The sequence below is a fragment of the Chitinophaga sp. genome, from assembly GCF_019236475.1.
GTDB lineage: Bacteria > Bacteroidota > Bacteroidia > Chitinophagales > Chitinophagaceae > Chitinophaga.
Genome location: NZ_JAFAIX010000005.1, coordinates 88365 through 107168 on the forward strand (window position 1 = coordinate 88365; position 18804 = coordinate 107168).

The 18804-nt window shown below is 43.5% G+C and carries 17 protein-coding genes; 9 read left to right on the forward strand and 8 right to left on the reverse strand.

Annotated elements, in window-relative coordinates; genetic code table 11:
* Positions 1–107 precede the first annotated feature (107 nt).
* The gene (locus JO154_RS07610) at positions 108–2306 is read left to right on the forward strand and encodes a sodium-translocating pyrophosphatase (RefSeq protein WP_291943351.1); all 2199 of its coding nucleotides are present in this window, start codon (positions 108–110) and stop codon (positions 2304–2306) included.
* A gap of 151 nt (positions 2307–2457) precedes the next feature.
* Entirely contained in the window at positions 2458–3087 is a 630-nt protein-coding gene (locus JO154_RS07615) for an NAD(P)-dependent oxidoreductase (protein ID WP_291943353.1), read from the forward strand.
* A gap of 67 nt (positions 3088–3154) precedes the next feature.
* Here the strand turns inward: JO154_RS07615 and JO154_RS07620 are convergent, their stop codons facing one another.
* The gene (locus JO154_RS07620) at positions 3155–4144 is read right to left on the reverse strand and encodes an AraC family transcriptional regulator (protein ID WP_291943355.1); all 990 of its coding nucleotides are present in this window, start codon (positions 4142–4144) and stop codon (positions 3155–3157) included.
* A 108-nt stretch (positions 4145–4252) separates the two neighbouring features.
* On the opposite strand from JO154_RS07620, the gene JO154_RS07625 reads away from it, so the two are divergent.
* The 7 genes from JO154_RS07625 to JO154_RS07655 all read left to right on the forward strand — a co-directional run bounded on the left by JO154_RS07625 (position 4253) and on the right by JO154_RS07655 (position 12763).
* Entirely contained in the window at positions 4253–4465 is a 213-nt protein-coding gene (locus tag JO154_RS07625) for a hypothetical protein (RefSeq protein ID WP_291943357.1), read from the forward strand.
* Between the two features lie 190 nt (positions 4466–4655).
* The gene (locus JO154_RS07630) at positions 4656–7034 is read left to right on the forward strand and encodes a TonB-dependent receptor (RefSeq protein ID WP_291943359.1); all 2379 of its coding nucleotides are present in this window, start codon (positions 4656–4658) and stop codon (positions 7032–7034) included.
* Positions 7035–7053: 19 nt separating this feature from the next.
* Positions 7054–7917, forward strand: a complete 864-nt coding sequence (locus JO154_RS07635) for a DUF4249 domain-containing protein (RefSeq protein ID WP_291943360.1) — start codon at positions 7054–7056, stop codon at positions 7915–7917.
* 106 nt (positions 7918–8023) lie between these two features.
* Positions 8024–8899 (forward strand): sterol desaturase family protein, encoded by an 876-nt coding sequence (locus JO154_RS07640; protein ID WP_291943361.1) that lies wholly within the window; start codon positions 8024–8026, stop codon positions 8897–8899.
* 121 nt (positions 8900–9020) lie between these two features.
* Positions 9021–9401, forward strand: coding sequence for a BlaI/MecI/CopY family transcriptional regulator (locus JO154_RS07645; protein ID WP_291943362.1), 381 nt, complete (start codon positions 9021–9023; stop codon positions 9399–9401).
* 18 nt (positions 9402–9419) lie between these two features.
* Positions 9420–11462: a M56 family metallopeptidase gene (locus JO154_RS07650; protein WP_291943365.1), complete on the forward strand. Its 2043-nt coding sequence runs from the start codon at positions 9420–9422 to the stop codon at positions 11460–11462.
* A 182-nt stretch (positions 11463–11644) separates the two neighbouring features.
* On the forward strand, positions 11645–12763 hold the full coding sequence (locus JO154_RS07655; RefSeq protein WP_291943367.1) for a C1 family peptidase: 1119 nt from the start codon (positions 11645–11647) through the stop codon (positions 12761–12763).
* A 404-nt stretch (positions 12764–13167) separates the two neighbouring features.
* On the opposite strand, the gene JO154_RS07660 is transcribed toward JO154_RS07655, so the two are convergent.
* From JO154_RS07660 to JO154_RS07690, 7 genes are all read right to left on the reverse strand, one after another.
* Positions 13168–13452 (reverse strand): acylphosphatase, encoded by a 285-nt coding sequence (locus tag JO154_RS07660; protein ID WP_291943369.1) that lies wholly within the window; start codon positions 13450–13452, stop codon positions 13168–13170.
* A gap of 967 nt (positions 13453–14419) precedes the next feature.
* A complete protein-coding gene (locus JO154_RS07665; protein WP_291943371.1) occupies positions 14420–15016 on the reverse strand; it encodes a 2'-5' RNA ligase family protein in 597 nt (198 codons plus the stop codon).
* A 132-nt stretch (positions 15017–15148) separates the two neighbouring features.
* Positions 15149–15910 (reverse strand): triose-phosphate isomerase, encoded by a 762-nt coding sequence (gene tpiA, locus JO154_RS07670; protein ID WP_291943373.1) that lies wholly within the window; start codon positions 15908–15910, stop codon positions 15149–15151.
* 21 nt (positions 15911–15931) lie between these two features.
* On the reverse strand, positions 15932–17113 hold the full coding sequence (locus tag JO154_RS07675) for a putative sugar nucleotidyl transferase (protein WP_291943374.1): 1182 nt from the start codon (positions 17111–17113) through the stop codon (positions 15932–15934).
* Between the two features lie 69 nt (positions 17114–17182).
* Complete coding sequence (locus JO154_RS07680; protein ID WP_111590847.1) at positions 17183–17434, reverse strand: type B 50S ribosomal protein L31; 252 nt, start codon at positions 17432–17434, stop codon at positions 17183–17185.
* 72 nt (positions 17435–17506) lie between these two features.
* Entirely contained in the window at positions 17507–17998 is a 492-nt protein-coding gene (locus tag JO154_RS07685; protein WP_291943377.1) for a YajQ family cyclic di-GMP-binding protein, read from the reverse strand.
* A gap of 68 nt (positions 17999–18066) precedes the next feature.
* Entirely contained in the window at positions 18067–18789 is a 723-nt protein-coding gene (locus JO154_RS07690; RefSeq protein ID WP_291943378.1) for a head GIN domain-containing protein, read from the reverse strand.
* Positions 18790–18804 lie beyond the last annotated feature (15 nt).

Genomic DNA, 18804 nt, shown 5'->3' on the forward strand with positions numbered 1-18804 from the left:
TATTAATTTTTTATGTTTTATATTTAGTTGAAACACTATTTGGAATCCGATGATCTTTTAACTACTAAACTACTTTTGTCAACCTTGCATCTTTTAAATTCGCTTATATGAGTATAGTTTACCTCGTTCCATGTTTTGGATTATTAGCCTTGTTATTTACCGCCTTCCGAAGTGCCTGGGTAACGCGTCAGGATGCAGGAAACGACAGGATGAAAGAAATCGCACAGCACATTGCAGAAGGAGCCATGGCATTTCTGAAAGCTGAGTATAAAATCCTTACCTATTTTGTAATTATTGCAGCCCTGCTGCTCGGCTATATGGGCGCCTCTCATGCCAACTCCCACTGGTCGATAGCGCTGGCCTTTATTGCAGGTGCTATATTCTCTGCTACAGCAGGTTTCATTGGGATGAAAATCGCTACCAAAGCCAACGTACGTACTGCCCAGGCAGCAAGAACTAGTCTGGCCAAAGCCTTACAGGTTTCTTTTACTGGTGGTACCGTGATGGGTATGGGTGTTGCCGGCCTTGCCGTATTGGGACTGGGTTCTTTATTCATTATTCTCAAAACTTATTTTGGTGCAGCAGCCAATACGGCTGAAATGATAAAGACAATCGAGGTATTGACCGGATTCTCTCTGGGAGCGGAAAGTATCGCATTGTTCGCCCGTGTAGGGGGCGGTATCTATACCAAAGCTGCCGACGTTGGCGCGGACCTCGTAGGTAAAGTAGAAGCAGGCATTCCAGAGGACGATCCTCGCAACCCTGCCACCATCGCAGATAACGTAGGTGATAACGTGGGTGATGTGGCCGGTATGGGCGCAGACCTCTTCGGTTCCTATGTAGCTACCGTATTAGCTACCATGGTATTGGGCTCCGAAACCTCTTCCAACGACGCTTTTGGAGGTATCGCACCTATCCTTTTACCAATGATCATCGCAGGTACAGGGATCATCTTCTCCATGATAGGTACCTTCTTCGTTAAAATAAGCGATAGCGCAGGTCTCAGTACTGGCGTGGTACAACGTGCCCTGAACATGGGAAACTGGGGCTCCATTGTTCTGACATTGATCGCTTCCTGGTTCCTGGTAAACTGGATCCTCCCTGATTCCGAAATGACCCTCCGCGGTCATGCCTTCACAAGAGCTCAGGTATTCGGTTCTATTGTAGTGGGACTCGCAGTAGGTACACTCATGAGTATTATTACTGAGTATTATACGGCCATGGGTAAACGCCCTGTGAAATCCATCATCCGCCAGTCTGCCACCGGCCATGCGACAAACATCATCGGTGGTATCGCTGTAGGTATGGAATCCACTACCCTGCCTATTCTTGTGCTGGCAGCAGGTATTTGGGGTTCTTATTCTTTCGCAGGCCTCTACGGTGTGGCGATTGCCGCTGCGGGTATGATGGCTACTACTGCTATGCAGTTGGCTATCGATGCATTTGGTCCGATTGCGGATAACGCAGGCGGTATCGCGGAGATGAGTGAACTGCCGAAAGATGTGCGTGAAAAAACAGATATTCTGGATGCTGTAGGTAACACCACCGCTGCAACTGGTAAAGGATTCGCTATCGCTTCCGCAGCCTTGACTGCACTGGCGCTTTTCGCGGCTTTCGTAGGTGTAGCTGGTATCACCGGTATCGATATCTATAAAGCAGATGTACTGGCTGGTCTGTTTGTAGGTGGTATGATTCCATTTATCTTCTCCTCCCTGGCTATTGCGGCCGTAGGACGCGCTGCCATGGCGATGGTAGAGGAGGTACGCCGCCAGTTCCGCGAAATCCCTGGTATCATGGATGGTACCGGCAAACCAGAATATGATAAATGCGTGGCGATCTCTACAAATGCTTCTATCCGCGAGATGCTGGCTCCTGGCGCTATTGCGCTGATTGCCCCACTCCTGATGGGCTTCATAGCTGGTCCGGAAGTACTGGGCGGTTTCCTCGCCGGTGCAACCGTAAGTGGTGTATTGATGGGCATCTTCCAGAGTAATGCAGGCGGTGCATGGGATAACGCTAAGAAATCTTTCGAGAAAGGTGTTGAAATTAATGGTGAAACCCACTATAAAAAATCAGAGCCACATAAAGCTTCTGTAACTGGTGATACCGTAGGTGATCCTTTTAAAGATACTTCTGGTCCTTCCATGAATATCCTGATTAAACTGATGTCTATTGTTTCCTTGGTGATCGCGCCAACCCTGGCCGATAGATTCCATACCCGCAATGCGGCTCCGGTTACGAAAGTACAGCAGGTGGAAAAATCAGTGAAAGCACCGCAGGTAACATATGTGCAAAAGGTAAAATAACTATACAACGCCAAAATCCCTGAACCATCGGTCCCACCAGTTGTTAACTGGTGGGACCGTTTGTTTTTATAGAAATTTTCTTGGTCCGTATATTTTTCTGCCCTACATTTGTACTGTAATTATTTTTATTACAGTTTAAAAATTGACTAAAATGAAAGTTGCAATTATTGGCGCATCTGGTTTTATAGGCCACGAAATATTGGCAGAAGCTCTCCGCAGAGGGCATGAAGTGACTGCAATCGTACGTCACCCGGAGAAAATCACTATTAAAGACGATAAACTGACTGTTAAACAAGGGGATATTACAGACGCGGCCACAGTAGCTGGGCTGGTGGCAGGAAATGATGCGGTAATAAGTGCATATAAATCTGACGACAGCAAAACTTACGTACAGGCTACCAAAGCAACTATTGATGGCTTGAAAAAAGCGGGTGTAAAGCGTTTCTTGCTGGTAAGTGGTGCTGCTAGTCTGGAAGTGGCTCCAGGACAGCTATTGTTGGACAGCCCTCATTTCCCGGCTGAATGGAAACCTATTGCCCAGGCTACCCGCGACGGACTGTTGGTATTAAAACAAGAAAACGACCTGGAATGGACCGCGTTAAGTCCTGCTGCGATGATTCAACCGGGCGAACGCACTGGTAAATTCAGATTAGGTACTACTACCCTGCTGACAGATGCAGCAGGCAACAGTAAAATATCTGTGGCCGATTACGCCATCGCTATGGTAGATGAGCTGGAAAAACCACAGCATATCAAACAGCAGTTCACAGTGGCTTATTAAGTCGTATGAATAATAACGGGAGATGACAGTCTGGCTAGACTGTCATCTCCCGTTATATCAAAAATTATTATCGTAGTTTACTCGGACTTACCCCGAACTTCTTTCGGAAGGCATTGCTGAAATGTTGCAGGGAAGAAAAACCAGCATCTTCAGCAATATCCGTCAGGGATTGCTTAGCTTCTAATACGAGTATCCTGGCCTGCTCCAGGCGAAAATCACTCAGATAACCGAATACGGTATTATTATATATATCACGGAAACCAGACTTCAGTTTAAATTCATTCAGGCCTGTCATCCTAGCCAATTGCGCCATGGTAGGCGGTTGCTGCACATTCGCCTGTAGGATGGAGCGGGCATGATCCAATCGCTCCCGGTCCGAAGCGCTCACCTGACGTGTACGCCTGTCCGTTACCTCGCTGGCCTGACTGCATTGTAATGCCAATAGCTCTAGGGCTTTGGATTGGAGGAATAATTTCTTCAAACCGCCCTGAAAGGTACAGTTTGTCATTTCCTCAATAATAGCATTCATTCGCGGGGTAATATGCGGATTATGGTGCTGATCCAGCATTACAGGGCGATTGCCTGCAATATTGTTGGCCATCCTGTCCAGAATTTCACCATTATGCTCTGCCAGGGCGAGAAATCGGTCTTGCGTAAAGCTGATGGTAAATAAAGTGAGGCCATCCTGCTTCTCCACAGCCGCATTTTCCCCGTGGGTAGGGGTAAACATCAGGTTATGTTCCAGCGTAGAGAAATGAAGGTTGTCATGCATCCCGTCCAGGGTTGTGTGAAAACTTCCTCGTTGTAAAAATAGCATGTCCACCAGCGGACGGGCTAATTTAGAATGCGATATATGGAGGTTCTCATAGACATGGGCTTTGCCATATCCGAGATGATATCCGTCGAAATATAGACTATTAAAGGTAGCATTGCCAAAATCGTAGGAGATGTTTTTCACGTTCTCTACTATCGTTGGCGATGACATTGTCTCCTCGTCGAACGGAAATTCTTCCTCTAGAAGGATGTCGCTGGCATCATTTTTAATCACTACAGCCATAAAAAATCCGTTTCGTATAAGTTTTACTCCGTTTCGTGTAACAGTTATATGGGATAACAGTAGCAAATTTGCACAAATATATTCCGAATAACCAAATTTAGATTAGCAATGATTGGAATATTCCGTACAAATATCAGCTCTGTACATGATAAAAATAGCGTAATTAGCGCCATTTCGAAAAATTTTTCGGTACAAGCCTGCAGCGTAGATATAGAAGACTGCGATCGCGTATTGCGCGTAGACGCCCCAGAAAACCTGGAAGAACAAGTCATTATTGAATTTGTCACCAGACTCGGATTTTCCTGTCATATCTTGGATTAGTCCCAGTTTTACGCAATATTCAACGGGTTTACTCATAGTTATGGTTCCATCAATTTTTAACCGTAACCATGAGTAAACCCGTTTTTCATTTTATTTTCACCATATACGTAGGGGTAACTAGTCCGTCCTACGTCATATATGCATGTTACCAAACTTGAAAACATCTCATTTAAAAACAGCAATACCTTTTATGAAATCCAGGGCGATCATGCTTTTTGCCGCTATATGCCTAATACTGAGCACCAGCAAGACTTTTGCGCAAGCCAAGTATACCATTAGCGGATATGTGAAAGATAAAACAAATGGCGAAAGCCTCATCGGTATCTCCGTTGGGAAGCCAGGTACCAGCCTCGGTACTGTTACCAACCAGTATGGATTTTATTCCATAACCCTCCCAGCCGGAGACCAGGAAATACAATTCAGCTTCCTGGGATACAATTCTTTTAAAACCACCGTTCACCTACAAAAAAACACTACCCTGGATGTAAACCTTGAAACCAGTAGTAGTACGCTCAATGAGGTGACCATCAAAGGCGATAAACAAGAAAAAGCCATCAATACACTGAACACCAGTATTAATAGACTGGATATCGCTCAGATGAAAAAACTGCCCACTTTCATGGGTGAAGTAGATGTACTGAAAGCTATTCAAACGCTTCCTGGTGTAAATACAGTGGGAGAAGGCGCCAGCGGCTTTAACGTGCGCGGCGGTAATAGCGATGAAAACTTGATCCTGTTGGATGAAGCACCTGTTTATAATTCCACCCATATGTTGGGCTTCTTCTCTGTATTCAATCCAGATGCAGTAAAAAGTTTGAACCTCATCAAAGGTGGATTTCCAGCAGAATACGGTGGTCGTACCTCTTCTGTATTGGATATTCGCATGAAAGATGGAAACAACCAGAAATTGGCCCTGAATGGCGGTATTGGTAATATCTTCAGCCGTCTTTCTGTGGAAGCGCCGATTGTAAAAGATAAATCTTCCTTCATCGTAGCAGCTAGAAGATCTTACATTGACGTACTGATGAAACCTTTCATGAAAGGCGACATGAAAGATACCAAACTGAACTTCTACGATATCACTGCCAAAGCGAACTATAAATTCAACAGTAATAATACCCTCTTCCTCAGTGGTTACTTCGGTAGAGATGTATTCGGTTTTGGAAAAGATGGCAACATCAACTGGGGCAACGCTACGGCTACGCTCAGATGGAACCACGTTTTCAATAACAGGTTGTTCCTGAACCTGACTTCTTACTATAGCAAATACGATTATAGTTTGATGTTCAGCAACAGCCAGCACAAATCCGCCGGCGAGGCGAACCAGCAGTACGACTGGACTTCCAACATCATTAACTATGGTCTGAAGCCTTCCTTTACTTATTATGTCAATGCGGAGAATACCCTTCGTTTTGGTGTACAAGGTGTTTATTATACCTTCAAACCAGGTACTGGTATAGGAACTCAAGGAGATGACCAACATATAAGATCGCTGGCAGACAAACATGCATTGGAGTCGGCAGTATATGTAGATCACGAATACAAGCCTAGCAAACGTTTTGGCATTCAGTATGGCGCTCGTCTTTCCTCCTATCAGTTACTAGGTAAAGGCATTGAATACTATTATGCAGACACCACTCCAGGTATTCGGAAAAGACTCATCGGCAGCAAAGAATATGGTGCAGGTGAAAATATGAAAACCTACTACTATTTCGAACCACGTATCAGTGCTAAATATTCATTCAATGATCAGAATGCAGTGAAAGTTGCGTTTAGCAGAACCTCTCAGTTCATGCATCAACTGTCTAATACTGCCTCTCCTACTCCACTGGATATCTGGACGCCTAGCTCCAACAATATTCAGCCGATGGTATCTAATCAGTATACAGCCGGTTATTTCTACAACTCGCCTCACGATAGTTATGAACTGTCTGCAGAAGTGTTCTATAAAACCACCGATCATCAACTGGACTACATTGATAATGCAGACTTGCAGTTGAACCCTTACATTGAAGCAGATCTGCTGCCTTCACAAGGACGTGCTTATGGATTGGAATTGTATGCGAAGAAAGATATTGGTAAAACAACTGGTTGGATCAGCTATACACTGTCCCGTTCTGAGCGCAAAACGCCAGGTATCAGTCTGAATGAATGGTTCCTGAACCGTTATGACCGTACCCATAACCTAAACGTAGTCGTAACACATACAGTGAACGATCGTCTTTCCTTCTCTGGTAACTGGGTATTTGCTTCAGGTACGCCTGCAACCTTCGCAGACAACCGTCTGGAATACCAAGGTTGGGACATTCCTTACAACAGTACTGATAAGAGAAATAACTATCGTTTGGACCCATATCATCGTCTGGATCTGTCTATGACCCTGAAGGGCAAGCAACTGCACCGTTGGAAAGGCGAATGGGTGTTTTCGCTGTATAACGTTTATGGTCGCAAAAACCCATACACCATTTATTTCAGACAGAACCCAGATAATCCTGAGAAAAAAGAAGCAGTACGACTGTCCATCATAGGTTCTATCATTCCTGGCATTACCTATAACTTCAAGTTCTAACAGCACAAAAAGATTAGTGATGAAAAAAATACTCTTTTATATAGTAATAGTTTGCCTCGGAGCACTGACTGCATGTACGGATACCATCAACTTGAATGTTCCCAAAGGGCAGTCATTCCCAGTGCTTGATGCCTGGGTTACCACCGAACCTGGCATTCAGAAAATTCGTATCACCATGAGCGTGCCTTATACAGATCAAGCGCCTGCTCCTATTGTAAGTGATGCTAAAATTATTTTGAATGACCTGACCACGGGCGATAGCTATCCTTTCTTGTTTAAGGATAACCTCTACCAGTACGATGCTACTAACAAAGCGATTGGTGTAGTAGGCCATGTGTATAAACTCCATGTAGAACTCCAAGGTGAAATTCTGGAAGGAATAGACACCATCAAACGTGTACCTCCAATTGACTCCATGACTTATGAATATAAAGCAAAGGGAGAGTCTACGTCTGGCAAAGAAGGCTACTATTGCCGCTTCTATGCTATTGATATCAAAGGGGCTACTGATTATTATTGGATCAGATCCTATAGAAATGATAGCCTTCACCGCGTACGTGATGAGTTTTCCATAGATGGTAGCTATAGTGAAGGAGTAAGTGATGGCGCCCAGTTCATTCTACCGATAGCCCAAAGTATTACAGACGGCCAACATCCATGGTTATTAAATGATAAAGTAATCATGCGCCTCTCTTCCTGCAGCAAGCCTAGCTTTGATTTCCTGAAACAGGTTGATCAGCAGGTCAATGCTGGAGGGCTCTTTGCCAAAGTATTGGAAAATGTAAAAAGTAATATGCAGAATACCACCACTAATGGTAAGGTAAAACTGCTGGGATGGTTCGGTACATCAGCGGTTAGTCGTGCTGAGATCACCATCAAATAAGGTAACACCCTCTCAACTACAGGCGGTACGGGAAGCTTCCCGGCCGCCTTTTTTATGCCAGGCAATTACGGGGGAAATTCAGTAACTTACTAAAAAGAATACCCGTATGCCTCCTAACCTAATTACATATGCCATCCCAGGGTTCGTGTTGTTGATCCTCTTGGAAATCATCTTCACTTCTATTGATAACAGGAACAAATATGAGCCAAAGGATGCCGCCAGTAGTATAGCTATGGGCTTAGGTAATGTTTTTATTGGCATCTTCACCAAATCAGTCATCTTTGGTACATACACCCTCATTTATCAGTTTCGGCTGTTCGAATTAGGGTTTGCATGGTGGGTGTGGATACTCTGCTTCTTTGCCGATGATTTCAGTTACTATTGGTTCCATCGTACCAGCCATACAGTACGGTTCTTCTGGGCATCACATGTCATTCATCATTCCTCCGAAAAATACAACCTCGCAACAGCACTGCGGCAAACATGGACTGGCAATCTCACCGGAACCTTTCTATTCTGGCTCTGGATGCCGCTGGTAGGTTTTCATCCGATCATGGTGATGAGTATGCAGGCCATCAGTTTGATCTACCAGTTTTGGATACATACAGAAGTAATACATAGGCTTCCTGCTCCTTTGGAGTATGTTTTAAATACTCCTTCACATCATCGGGTACATCATGGCTCCGATATTGAGTACCTAGACCGCAATCACGGAGGTATTTTGATAATCTGGGACCGGATGTTTGGTACTTTCATCGAAGAGAAGGACAGACCACATTACGGGCTGACTACCAATATACATACTTACAATCCACTGCTCATTGCCACCCATGAATGGATGAATATCTGGACGGACCTACGTGGTTCCAAGTCGTTTAAGGAAGCCCTGCATTACCTATTTGATGCGCCGGGCTGGAGTGCAGATGGTAGTCGGAAAACCACCCGGCAATTACGCCAAATGCAGCAGGAACAAGAGAAGTAGTTTTTTTTCAGAAAATATTTTGCATTTACGAAAACTATCGTACATTTGTTTACGAAGATATTCGTAGATGTTCGCGCATCAGGATTCTGAAACAAGATTCGATCATCCTAATTACATAATATTGAAACAGCAAAAGCCTACAGAAAGTGAATTGGAAATACTGGGCATCCTCTGGGAAAGAGGGGCTAGTACGGTGAGGGAGGTGCATGAGAAGCTGGCAGAAACAAAAGAAGCTGGTTATACCACCACCCTTAAGTTGATGCAGATCATGTATGAAAAGGGCCTGCTCACCCGCGATGCCAGCAGTAAAACGCATATTTATGCGGCGGCCGTATCGCAGCAGGAAACCCAGCAACAGCTGCTCAACAAAATGATTGATACTGTTTTTGGTGGTTCCGCTACCCAGTTGGTAATGCAGGCACTAGGCCATCATAAATCTTCTGGAGAAGAACTAGACCAAATTCGAAAATACTTATCCGAAATCGAAAAGCAACAGCGATAACCGTTTAATTCCTGTCGTATGACCTTATTCCCACTCACCGGAGACCTGATATGTGCGTTGGGATGGACTATTCTCCATTCCACCTGGCAGGCTTTCTTTGTATTCATCTGCCTGAAAGCTGTACTGGCACTGTGGCCAATGGCCTCTGCCAAAATTAAGTACAATCTTTCTGTCGTTTCACTTGCAGGGATTTTCACCTGGTTTGTGATTACGTTATGCCAGCAGATCACAGCCTTCCAGGCTGCCAGAGAAAGCGTGGCAACTGCGATGACGCATCTCCAGTTGCTAGCGCCAACCGCCCCTCTCCATGTGGAAACGGTGTATAAGAGTCAAGATGAACTGAAATGGTTATTCCCCCGTATGGAAGACTGGTTCCCCGTATTGGTGGCACTGTATGTTGTTGGTTTCTGTTTAATGACCATCAAATTGTTTTCTGATCTCGCACAATTGCAGCAGATCAAAACAAACAAAACCTCTCCCATGGATCCTTCTTGGGATAAGCATCTGGAGCGACTGGTAGCGCAATTGCGTATACCCAGAAAAGTACAGTTGCTAGTTTCAGGATACATCCAGGTACCTGTGATGTTGGGCTTCTTCAAACCCATCATCCTGTTGCCGATAGCCATGGTAAACAATCTTACGCCAGTACAGTTAGAAGCTATCTTGCTTCATGAACTGGCGCATATCAAACGCAATGATTATCTGTTGAATATCTTCCAGTCCATTGTAGAGACAATTCTCTTCTTTAACCCCTTTGTATGGCAGATCTCCAGGATAATCCGGCAGGAGCGCGAACACTGCTGTGATGATCTGGTGGTTGGTTCCATACAGCCGTTGCACTACGCCCAGGCACTTGTAGCCCTGGAAGAATACCGGTTATCTTCCAATGCATTGGCCATGGCGGCAGCGAATAATAAACAGCATCTGTTTAATCGCATTAAACGCATTATGGAAATGAAAACAAAACATCTCAACTATAGTCAAAGATTATTGGCAGTTTTAATCATTGCTACCGGCATCATCTCTATTGCATGGCTCAATCCAGCCAAGGTGAAAGCATCTGAAAGCAACCAGAAAAATGCTATTCCTGCTATTAAAGCGCAGCCACAATCCCTTGGTAATATTGCTATCTATAAAGATAAAATAGACCAAACAATTACTACTGTGCAAGAAATGGTGTCTGATACCACCTGGCCGGAACCTCCTGCGCCTCCAGCACCTCCTGCCGAACCGCCTATGCCACCAGCACCAGGCGATGTGGACATGCCAGCTCCGCCACCACCACCAGCACTTCCTAAAAATGTGAAAGTACATTCAGGTAGATATATTTACACTTGCGATGGCGATATTCAAGAGAAAAAGCTGACCAAAGTGGAACGCGAAAAACTGCAAAAACAGATCAATGACGCAGAGAGAACCATGCAGAAAGCCATGGCACAACTGAAAGCAGCAGATCTCAAACGTATCCAGGCGGAAAGCAAAGCCGCAATAGATAAAGTTGATTGGAAGAAAATCAATGAAGAGGTACTGGCAGCACAGGAACAGGCCCGCGCTTCGCTCAACAGTATCGACTGGGACAAGATGAAAGGCGATCTGAAAGAAATGAGATATTCCGCAGATTCATCCAAGAAATTTTATGTAATCAGAAATAATTCCAAATACAAAGCTGGTAGTCATACCTCCTACTACGGCATCGATGGCGATAGCATGGCATATGTAGCAGCAGAAGCTGGAAGAGTTGCTGCTGAACGTGGTAGAATAGCTGCTGAACGTAGCAGGATGATTGCTGAAACTAACAGGATGGCTGCAGAGAAAAGAGCAGTCGTTCATCAGGCCAGCACCAACCGATACCATCAACTGATTGATAAACTTTCCGATGATAACCTGATCGATAAAACCAAAGGTTATCGGATCGAGTACCACAACAACACCTTGAGCATAAACGGCGTAGAGCAATCAGCTTCCGTAGCCAGCAAATACAAAGGATATATTACAGAATCTAATCTGTCTATCTCCGGTAATAAGAATAACCTGGATATTGATGCTAATAACAACAAATAATCCCTTTCAAACGGGCATCAGTTGACATTATCTATTCAACTGACATACGTCCACCCCTTATTCATTTTTCATATCGTTCTTCATAAATAGAAATAGCACTGTTCCTAAACGAACAGTGCTATTTTCGCAGTGGCATCTGTTATCTTTAGATATTGTTAGTTATCACTAGAAGATTACAGCATATGAAATCACTGTTCCTCCTTGTAACCCTCTCTCTTTCTGTGCTTGCGCAAGCGCAAGACAGTAGCCTGCTAAGGGAAAAACTAAACCTCGCTACTTCTGTCAAAAATCAACAGGCATCAGGTACCTGCTGGAGTTTTGGCACTACTTCCATGGTAGAATCTGAAAGTCTGCGTAAAGGCCATTCTGAGCCCGATTTTTCAGTGATGTTTACCGTTCGGAACATCTATATTGAAAAGGCAAAAAACTACATTTTACGTCAAGGTACTTCCCGATTTGATGAAGGCGGTTTAGGACACGATGTTATTCACGCTATGGGCACTTATGGTATCATTCCGGGAAGTGTATACAGTGGTAAGGCGGAAGGCGTCAAGTATTACGCTCATGGGAAAATGGTAACGGAAATGAAAACTTATCTGGATAGTGTGCTCAAATCCAGAATCCCCATTCCAGATAATTGGATGGATAACATTGTGGTGATCCTCAACAAATATATGGGTGAACCACCAGCTACTTTTCAGTATAACGGTAAAACCTATACTCCACAGTCATTTGCTAAAGAGGTAGTAAAATTCAATGAAGATGATTACATAGGATTTACTTCCTTTACCCATCATCCTTTTAATACCCGTTTCATATTAGAAGTACCGGATAATTTCTCCAATGGTGCTTACTATAATGTACCGTTGGAGGAATTGTTGAATATCATCAGTTCCAGTCTCCGCAAGGGCTACACAGTAGCATGGGATGCGGATGTTTCCAATGTAGGTTGGAATGCTGGCCAGGGCTATGGACTAGTGCCAGAAGTAGATTCCCTCATGCGCGTAAAGAATTTCTCACCTGATATAGCAGAAAAAAAGGTAACACAGGAATCTCGCCAGCGATTATTTGAAGAACTTGTCACTCAGGATGATCACATGATGCAAATAACAGGTATCGGTCAACGTCCTGATGGTAAAACCTATTTTATTGTGAAAAACTCCTGGGGAAAGGGAGGTCCATTTCATGGATATCTAAATGTCTCCGAAGCTTACATGGCTACTAATACCGTTAGTATTGTAGTCCCTAAAGCTGCGCTAGACAAAGCCCTGAGAGCAAGAGTAGCAAAAGGGGGAAAATAAATAATACGGAGGCCCTTCGGGCGGAAAGCGTCCGTGCCGCCCGGAGGACTAACGTACTCGATTTCAAATATCTTTATTGGATTAACAATGATGGAGGCAGCCACAAACAAGAATATGATCTGATGATAATCTGATGATAATCTAATGATAATCTGACAATGATCTGATAATAATCTGCTGGTGATTTGATAATGAACTGACGAGGATACCACCCCAGTGCATTCCGATTTTAGAAATAACTTTCCCCTTAGCCCAAACTTTCACAGAACGGGGCCAGTATAAACCAGCTTACATCTAAATAAATAACTGTAATCAGGTTATTACTAAGAGCTATTCTCCTTCATCACAGACAATAGGCTTCCTTCATTCCCCCTACCCGGAATGTACAACCTCTGCTGATCCTGTTAATGCAGAATGGTGAACTCTTTAATATGGATCACTTCTCCCGGAATCACGATCACTTCCTTCACCACGGAAGGTCTTGGACCTTTACGACACCATTCCAGAAAAGTTTTCATCGCATCCGCGGTAGCTTCCGCGACAATCCATACACTGCCATCCTGCATATTTTTGACACTGCCTTGCACTCCTAGCAAGTCAGCCATGTGTTTGGCATTGGCGCGATATCCTACACCATGCACAAGACCTTTCACATTGATCTCATTGTGTACAATTGAATTTGTTGCCATTTCGAAAAATATAGGAGATGAATAAAGCTGCAAATTTACCACCAGGGCTAATTTACCCAACGCTTACAGGATGCACACTCAACATGATCGAGGGAATATTATTCCTTTTCATGGCTTTTTGAGACGCTCCTTTCCCTCTTAGGAAAAGAACTATTATGATGATTATAAAACGTAACTAATTTAAATCTTAATCCGATAGCTCTCAAAACATTCCTGCGAGTATACAAATTAAACCTATTCCAGCGTCCTGCAAAATCCCAACTCCTCATAAATAGAAAATAATGGGGTAGTAAGTCATGGTTACAATGAGGAGGGGCAAACAAACATAGATGAAACAATGGACGCTAAAGTCGGCTATACAATGATGTAAACCCGCCGAAACGTAGGCTATCAAATAGCTTTTAAAACAGTCTGTCAAATATCTTTAATATAGTAAGGGTATCTAACTAATATATCCTATACGCGAATACACGTACTCCCCCCTATACATCCTATACATCATCTTACACATCCTATACATTATCTTATACATACTACATACTAAATGCTACATCCTAAATACCCGATACATACTTCTCGCTAAACGTCTACATGTTCTACACATCCTCACCGCGAATGAAGGAGATGTGTCGCCCGTAGTTAGACATACTTTCTAGACATAACTTTCCTATTCCACCACCATGGTAGATCGCAAGTATATCAATTTTGGATGGAGTGAAGCCTATACTAAGGAAATCAATACCAGCAGCAATTAGAGGGCCCAATGCTAAATTGGAAATTATCAGTGCTGATCAGATTTGAATTCAGTGAGCCAGGTTCGGACGAACGCCGAGGGAACCTATATCAGTGTTGAGGCAAAAAGCAAACAATTCTTCTAAGGTATACAGCTATAGCAATAAATCTTGTTGTTATTCCGCTATCCCACACTTCCTGTACTTTGCCCTACTAGGCAGCATAGTTTAACATATTAGGCAGCATAGTTAAACAGAGAACCTACCATGTGCTCAATATCACCAAATACAAAATCTCTTACCCGCTCATATCGACCTCCTGCTGATGGACGTTTCAATAAACTGAAACAGTGACAGTTAAAACTGCGAACAAACATCTGCTGAGAAATCTGCGGTAAAAAACCCGCCAACGCAGGATGCTGTACCCGACCTGCCACCAATATGTGCGGACGATAATCCTGTGGCGCCATCTCAAAACCTTTCAGTAATTGTCGCTGTAAATCCATCATCGGCTTCGGATTAGCCACATTAATAAAAATACTACTCCTGCCATCTTCATGTACCAGACTGTCGATTCGGGAAGTGTATACCGCAAAACCAGCCTGGTGTCTCGCTACATCTTCCAATACCCCTACGAAAGCCTCCTGAAAACGCTCCGGGAATACTGATCGAAATAACGGAATCTGAACAGCAGCATTTACCATTCCTTCCTCCCCTATCTCTCGACCAATAAACTGCCTGATGCGAAGTATATCCTTCGTTACCAATACATCAGGATTTACTACTACCAAATAATCAAATAATACCTCTGTATTTTCAATATTCGTATTCATAACCAGTTTTTTTAAATCTCCGTGTTAGAATGACAATACAAAGATACACTCATTTTTCAGAAATACTAATTTTTTTAGCATTATTTACTAAAAAAATACGCAACCATATATAAGCTGCGTATTTTCAATTTATTAAGCGAGTTTGCTAACAATAGCAGCAAAATCAGCCGCTACTAATGAAGCTCCCCCAATTAAACCGCCATCTACATCCGGGCACGCAAACAATTCTGCTGCATTACCAGGCTTCGCACTACCACCATACAAAATAGGCATGCGCAATGCTGCTTCACGGCCATATTTTGCGGCAATCTGAGAACGAATAAACGCATGCATATCCTGTGCCTGCGCTGCACTAGCTGTCAAACCAGTACCAATAGCCCAAATCGGCTCATAAGCAATGACTACTTGCTTCAGTTGCTCTTCTGTTAAATGATACAGACTCTCTTCTAATTGTTTCGCTACATAATCATTCTGCGTTTCTGCCTGACGAATGGCCAAAGGCTCGCCACAACAGAAAATTGGTTTCAGACCATTTGCTAATGCCTGATCCACTTTCTTTGCCAGCATTTCATTGCTCTCATGGAAATATTCTCTTCTCTCGGAATGGCCCAGGATCACATAATCCACGCCAATTGACTGCAACATCTCTGCAGATACCTCACCAGTATATGCGCCTGATTTTTCACTGTAGCAGTTCTGAGCACCTACATAAAATCCAGGGTAATTCTTCAGCAGAGATTTAGCCTTTACCAGGTACGGAAAAGGAGTAGATATAACTACTTCCTGGCCATCTGCCAATCGGATACCCGCTGCCAGGATATCGTTAATCAGTTGTTCTCCCTGTGCCAGCGTAAGGTTCATCTTCCAATTCGCCGCTACAATTTTTTTTCTCATATAATTATCGTGATTGTAATGTCAAAGATTCACATGCACCGTTTCCTGGTACAAATACTGCAACATCGCTCGCTCGGCATCCTCCATTTCCCTACCTTTCATCTTCATCCAGGCCGCCGCATCTTTCAATGCTTCTTCCTTTCTATATCGGACAATATCATCTCCTATTGCCCAACTGAAGGACCCTACATACTTGGGCGGCATAATACCGCCAAATACATTACAGGATACGCCTAAGACAGTGCCCGTATTCAATAAGGTACCAATACCCGTCCGACTATAATCACCCATCAACACTCCACATTTGGTACCTGCCGATGCAACACTTGCCGTAGCTTCCATCCATACTTTAACGTCAGAGGCATTGTTCTTCAGATTGGAGCAATTCGTTCCTGCCCCCAGGTTGCACCACTCTCCAATAACGGCATCGCCTATATAACCATCATGCCCTTTATTGGAGTACCCAAACATCACTGTATTTTTGATCTCGCCACCACCGGTACAATAAGGCCCTAATGTAGTAGCACCATAAATGCGGCTTCCCATCTTCAATACCGCCTTCTCTCCCATGGCAAATGGCCCCCTAATCAAGTTCCCCTCCATAATCACAGCATCTGCCCCTATGTATATCGGTCCTGTAGACGCATTCAAAACACTACACTGCACTTCCGCACCAGGCTCTATAAATACGGCCGATGGATTGATAACAGTATTTCCTTCCGGTATAGGCGCAGATTCCCGCCCTTCCGTCAATAACTTAAAATCATTCCTAATCGCCACATCATTGAGCGCAAAAATATCCCAGGGCTTATGAATTCCCAATACCTTCCCAGAATAATTTTTCCGAGCACGGGCAGGCAATAGTTGCACATCCTTTCCTAGTGCTACTTTCGCTACCAGGCGATTATCGACATACAACTCCTCATCCGGTAACAACGCTTCTATCGCGGCTACCAGCCCGGCATCAGGCAATAAATGCCCGCTAATCAATATGTTGACGGTTGATTCATTACCCAATTTTAATGGGTACTTATCTTGCAGATGCTGTACGGTGAAATGACTAACCGCTTTTCCTAGCCATCGCTCCCATTTTTCACGGATCTTCAGGATCCCCACTCTGCATTCGGCAATAGGCCTGGTATGGGTAAAGGGGTATAACAAATCACGTACGGGCGTGTCGAATAAAATAATGTTACGCTCCATAATGGCTAAAAATAGAAAATCCCATCGATTAAACCGATGGGATCCCCAAAAAAATATTTTCGTAAACTACTATGCTTTTTTAGCGTAGCGTTTGTTGAATTTATCGATACGTCCTGCAGTATCCACCAATACGTTCTTACCAGTGTAGAAAGGATGAGAAGTATTGGAAATTTCCAACTTAATCAACGGATACTCATTACCATCTTCCCACGTAGCAGTCTCTTTAGAAGGAGCAGTGGAACGGCTTAAAAAGCTGTGTCCGTTTGACATATCTTTAAATATCACAAATCTGTAACTTTCTGGATGGATTCCCTGTTTCATATCAAAATTTTGTAAATACAGAGTGCAAAGGTAAAACTTTTTCTTAAACACTCAAAGATTATTCTAAAAAAATCAGGACTTCATATTGATGTACTGTAACGGAATACCCAGGTTCGCATTGCGGCAAAGCTGTATAACGTCTTGTAAATCATCGATTTTTTTGCCAGTCACCCGAACAATATCGTCCATAATGGCGGCCTGTACCTTTAATCCTGAATCTTTGATCAACTTCACGATTTTCTTTGCATCTTCCTGTTTGATACCATTTCTTACCAAAATATCCTGCTTGTAAACTTTTCCGCTCTGATAAGGCTCCTTACTCTGGTCATAGATGGTGGCATCCAAACCCTGACGCATACTGCGACTGATCAATACATCAATCACCTGCCCCAGTTTCATATCACTCTCCACCTCTACTGTCAACTTCAAGTCTTTCTTGTTCAACTCAAGATTGACATGTGAATCCTTAAAATCGAATCTGTTCGTAATCTCCTTCTTTACAGTATTGATGGCATTATCCAACGTCTGTAAATCTACTTTGCTAACAATATCAAAGGACGGCATAATTGACAATTTTTAGTATATAAGCTGCTTTCTTACAGCGGCAAATATAAAGAAATTGGTCATTATCTTTAATATTTGGTCACAGAGGCGCCACCAGAGGTGCTCTTCTGAACTTCAGGCGTACCTTTGTATTTCACCCTTGCGCCACCGGATAAGCTTGCTGAGAGCGATTTTGCAGCATTTACTATCACGTCGGCACCACCAGATGCGCCCACTTTTGCAGTTTCCGCACGGAGATCTGCGGTATGTACTCTTGCTCCTCCACTGGCGCCTATATTCATACCACCAGTTTTGCCTGATAAATCCAATAATGCAGCACCAGATATCTCCAGATCCAGGTTACTTACTGCCAGATCCATCGTAATAGTACTCGCACCACTCTGATCAATATTGAGCCTATCACCTTTAAAACTATTGGTAGCATTCAATTTGCTCGCACCGCTAATGGATAATCGCTTCAACTCCGGTAATGTTACATACACTTTAATGTCCTTGTTAGGGGAAATGCTATAACCTTTCTTCATGCGAATTTCAAGTCCCCCACTGGATACCTCTGTTTCTATTAATGGTAAGATATTGTCTTCTGCTTCCAGCTTGATACTTTCAGTAGCTCCCTGTGTCAACTCTATTTTAAAAACGCCACCAGCAGATATCTGATTGAACTTGCCAGCAGTACGTTTTTCCGATTTCACATTGCCACTTCCTATTATACGCTCATTCCAAGCCTTGAAGGAGGATAATAATACAATGGCAGATATCATTGCAACACAGAGGAATGTTAATTTTTTCATGACGTTATATACTTA

Bases quoted from the DNA above. Each gene is read 5' to 3' on its own strand.
- JO154_RS07610 (WP_291943351.1), top strand. From the start codon at position 108: ATGAGTATAGTTTACCTCGTTCCATGTTTTGGATTATTAGCCTTGTTA.
- JO154_RS07615 (WP_291943353.1), top strand. From the start codon at position 2,458: ATGAAAGTTGCAATTATTGGCGCATCTGGTTTTATAGGCCACGAAATA.
- JO154_RS07620 (WP_291943355.1), bottom strand. From the start codon at position 4,144: ATGGCTGTAGTGATTAAAAATGATGCCAGCGACATCCTTCTAGAGGAA.
- JO154_RS07625 (WP_291943357.1), top strand. From the start codon at position 4,253: ATGATTGGAATATTCCGTACAAATATCAGCTCTGTACATGATAAAAAT.
- JO154_RS07630 (WP_291943359.1), top strand. From the start codon at position 4,656: ATGAAATCCAGGGCGATCATGCTTTTTGCCGCTATATGCCTAATACTG.
- JO154_RS07635 (WP_291943360.1), top strand. From the start codon at position 7,054: ATGAAAAAAATACTCTTTTATATAGTAATAGTTTGCCTCGGAGCACTG.
- JO154_RS07640 (WP_291943361.1), top strand. From the start codon at position 8,024: ATGCCTCCTAACCTAATTACATATGCCATCCCAGGGTTCGTGTTGTTG.
- JO154_RS07650 (WP_291943365.1), top strand. From the start codon at position 9,420: ATGACCTTATTCCCACTCACCGGAGACCTGATATGTGCGTTGGGATGG.
- JO154_RS07655 (WP_291943367.1), top strand. From the start codon at position 11,645: ATGAAATCACTGTTCCTCCTTGTAACCCTCTCTCTTTCTGTGCTTGCG.
- JO154_RS07660 (WP_291943369.1), bottom strand. From the start codon at position 13,452: ATGGCAACAAATTCAATTGTACACAATGAGATCAATGTGAAAGGTCTT.
- JO154_RS07665 (WP_291943371.1), bottom strand. From the start codon at position 15,016: ATGAATACGAATATTGAAAATACAGAGGTATTATTTGATTATTTGGTA.
- tpiA (WP_291943373.1), bottom strand. From the start codon at position 15,910: ATGAGAAAAAAAATTGTAGCGGCGAATTGGAAGATGAACCTTACGCTG.
- JO154_RS07675 (WP_291943374.1), bottom strand. From the start codon at position 17,113: ATGGAGCGTAACATTATTTTATTCGACACGCCCGTACGTGATTTGTTA.
- JO154_RS07680 (WP_111590847.1), bottom strand. From the start codon at position 17,434: ATGAAACAGGGAATCCATCCAGAAAGTTACAGATTTGTGATATTTAAA.
- JO154_RS07685 (WP_291943377.1), bottom strand. From the start codon at position 17,998: ATGCCGTCCTTTGATATTGTTAGCAAAGTAGATTTACAGACGTTGGAT.
- JO154_RS07690 (WP_291943378.1), bottom strand. From the start codon at position 18,789: ATGAAAAAATTAACATTCCTCTGTGTTGCAATGATATCTGCCATTGTA.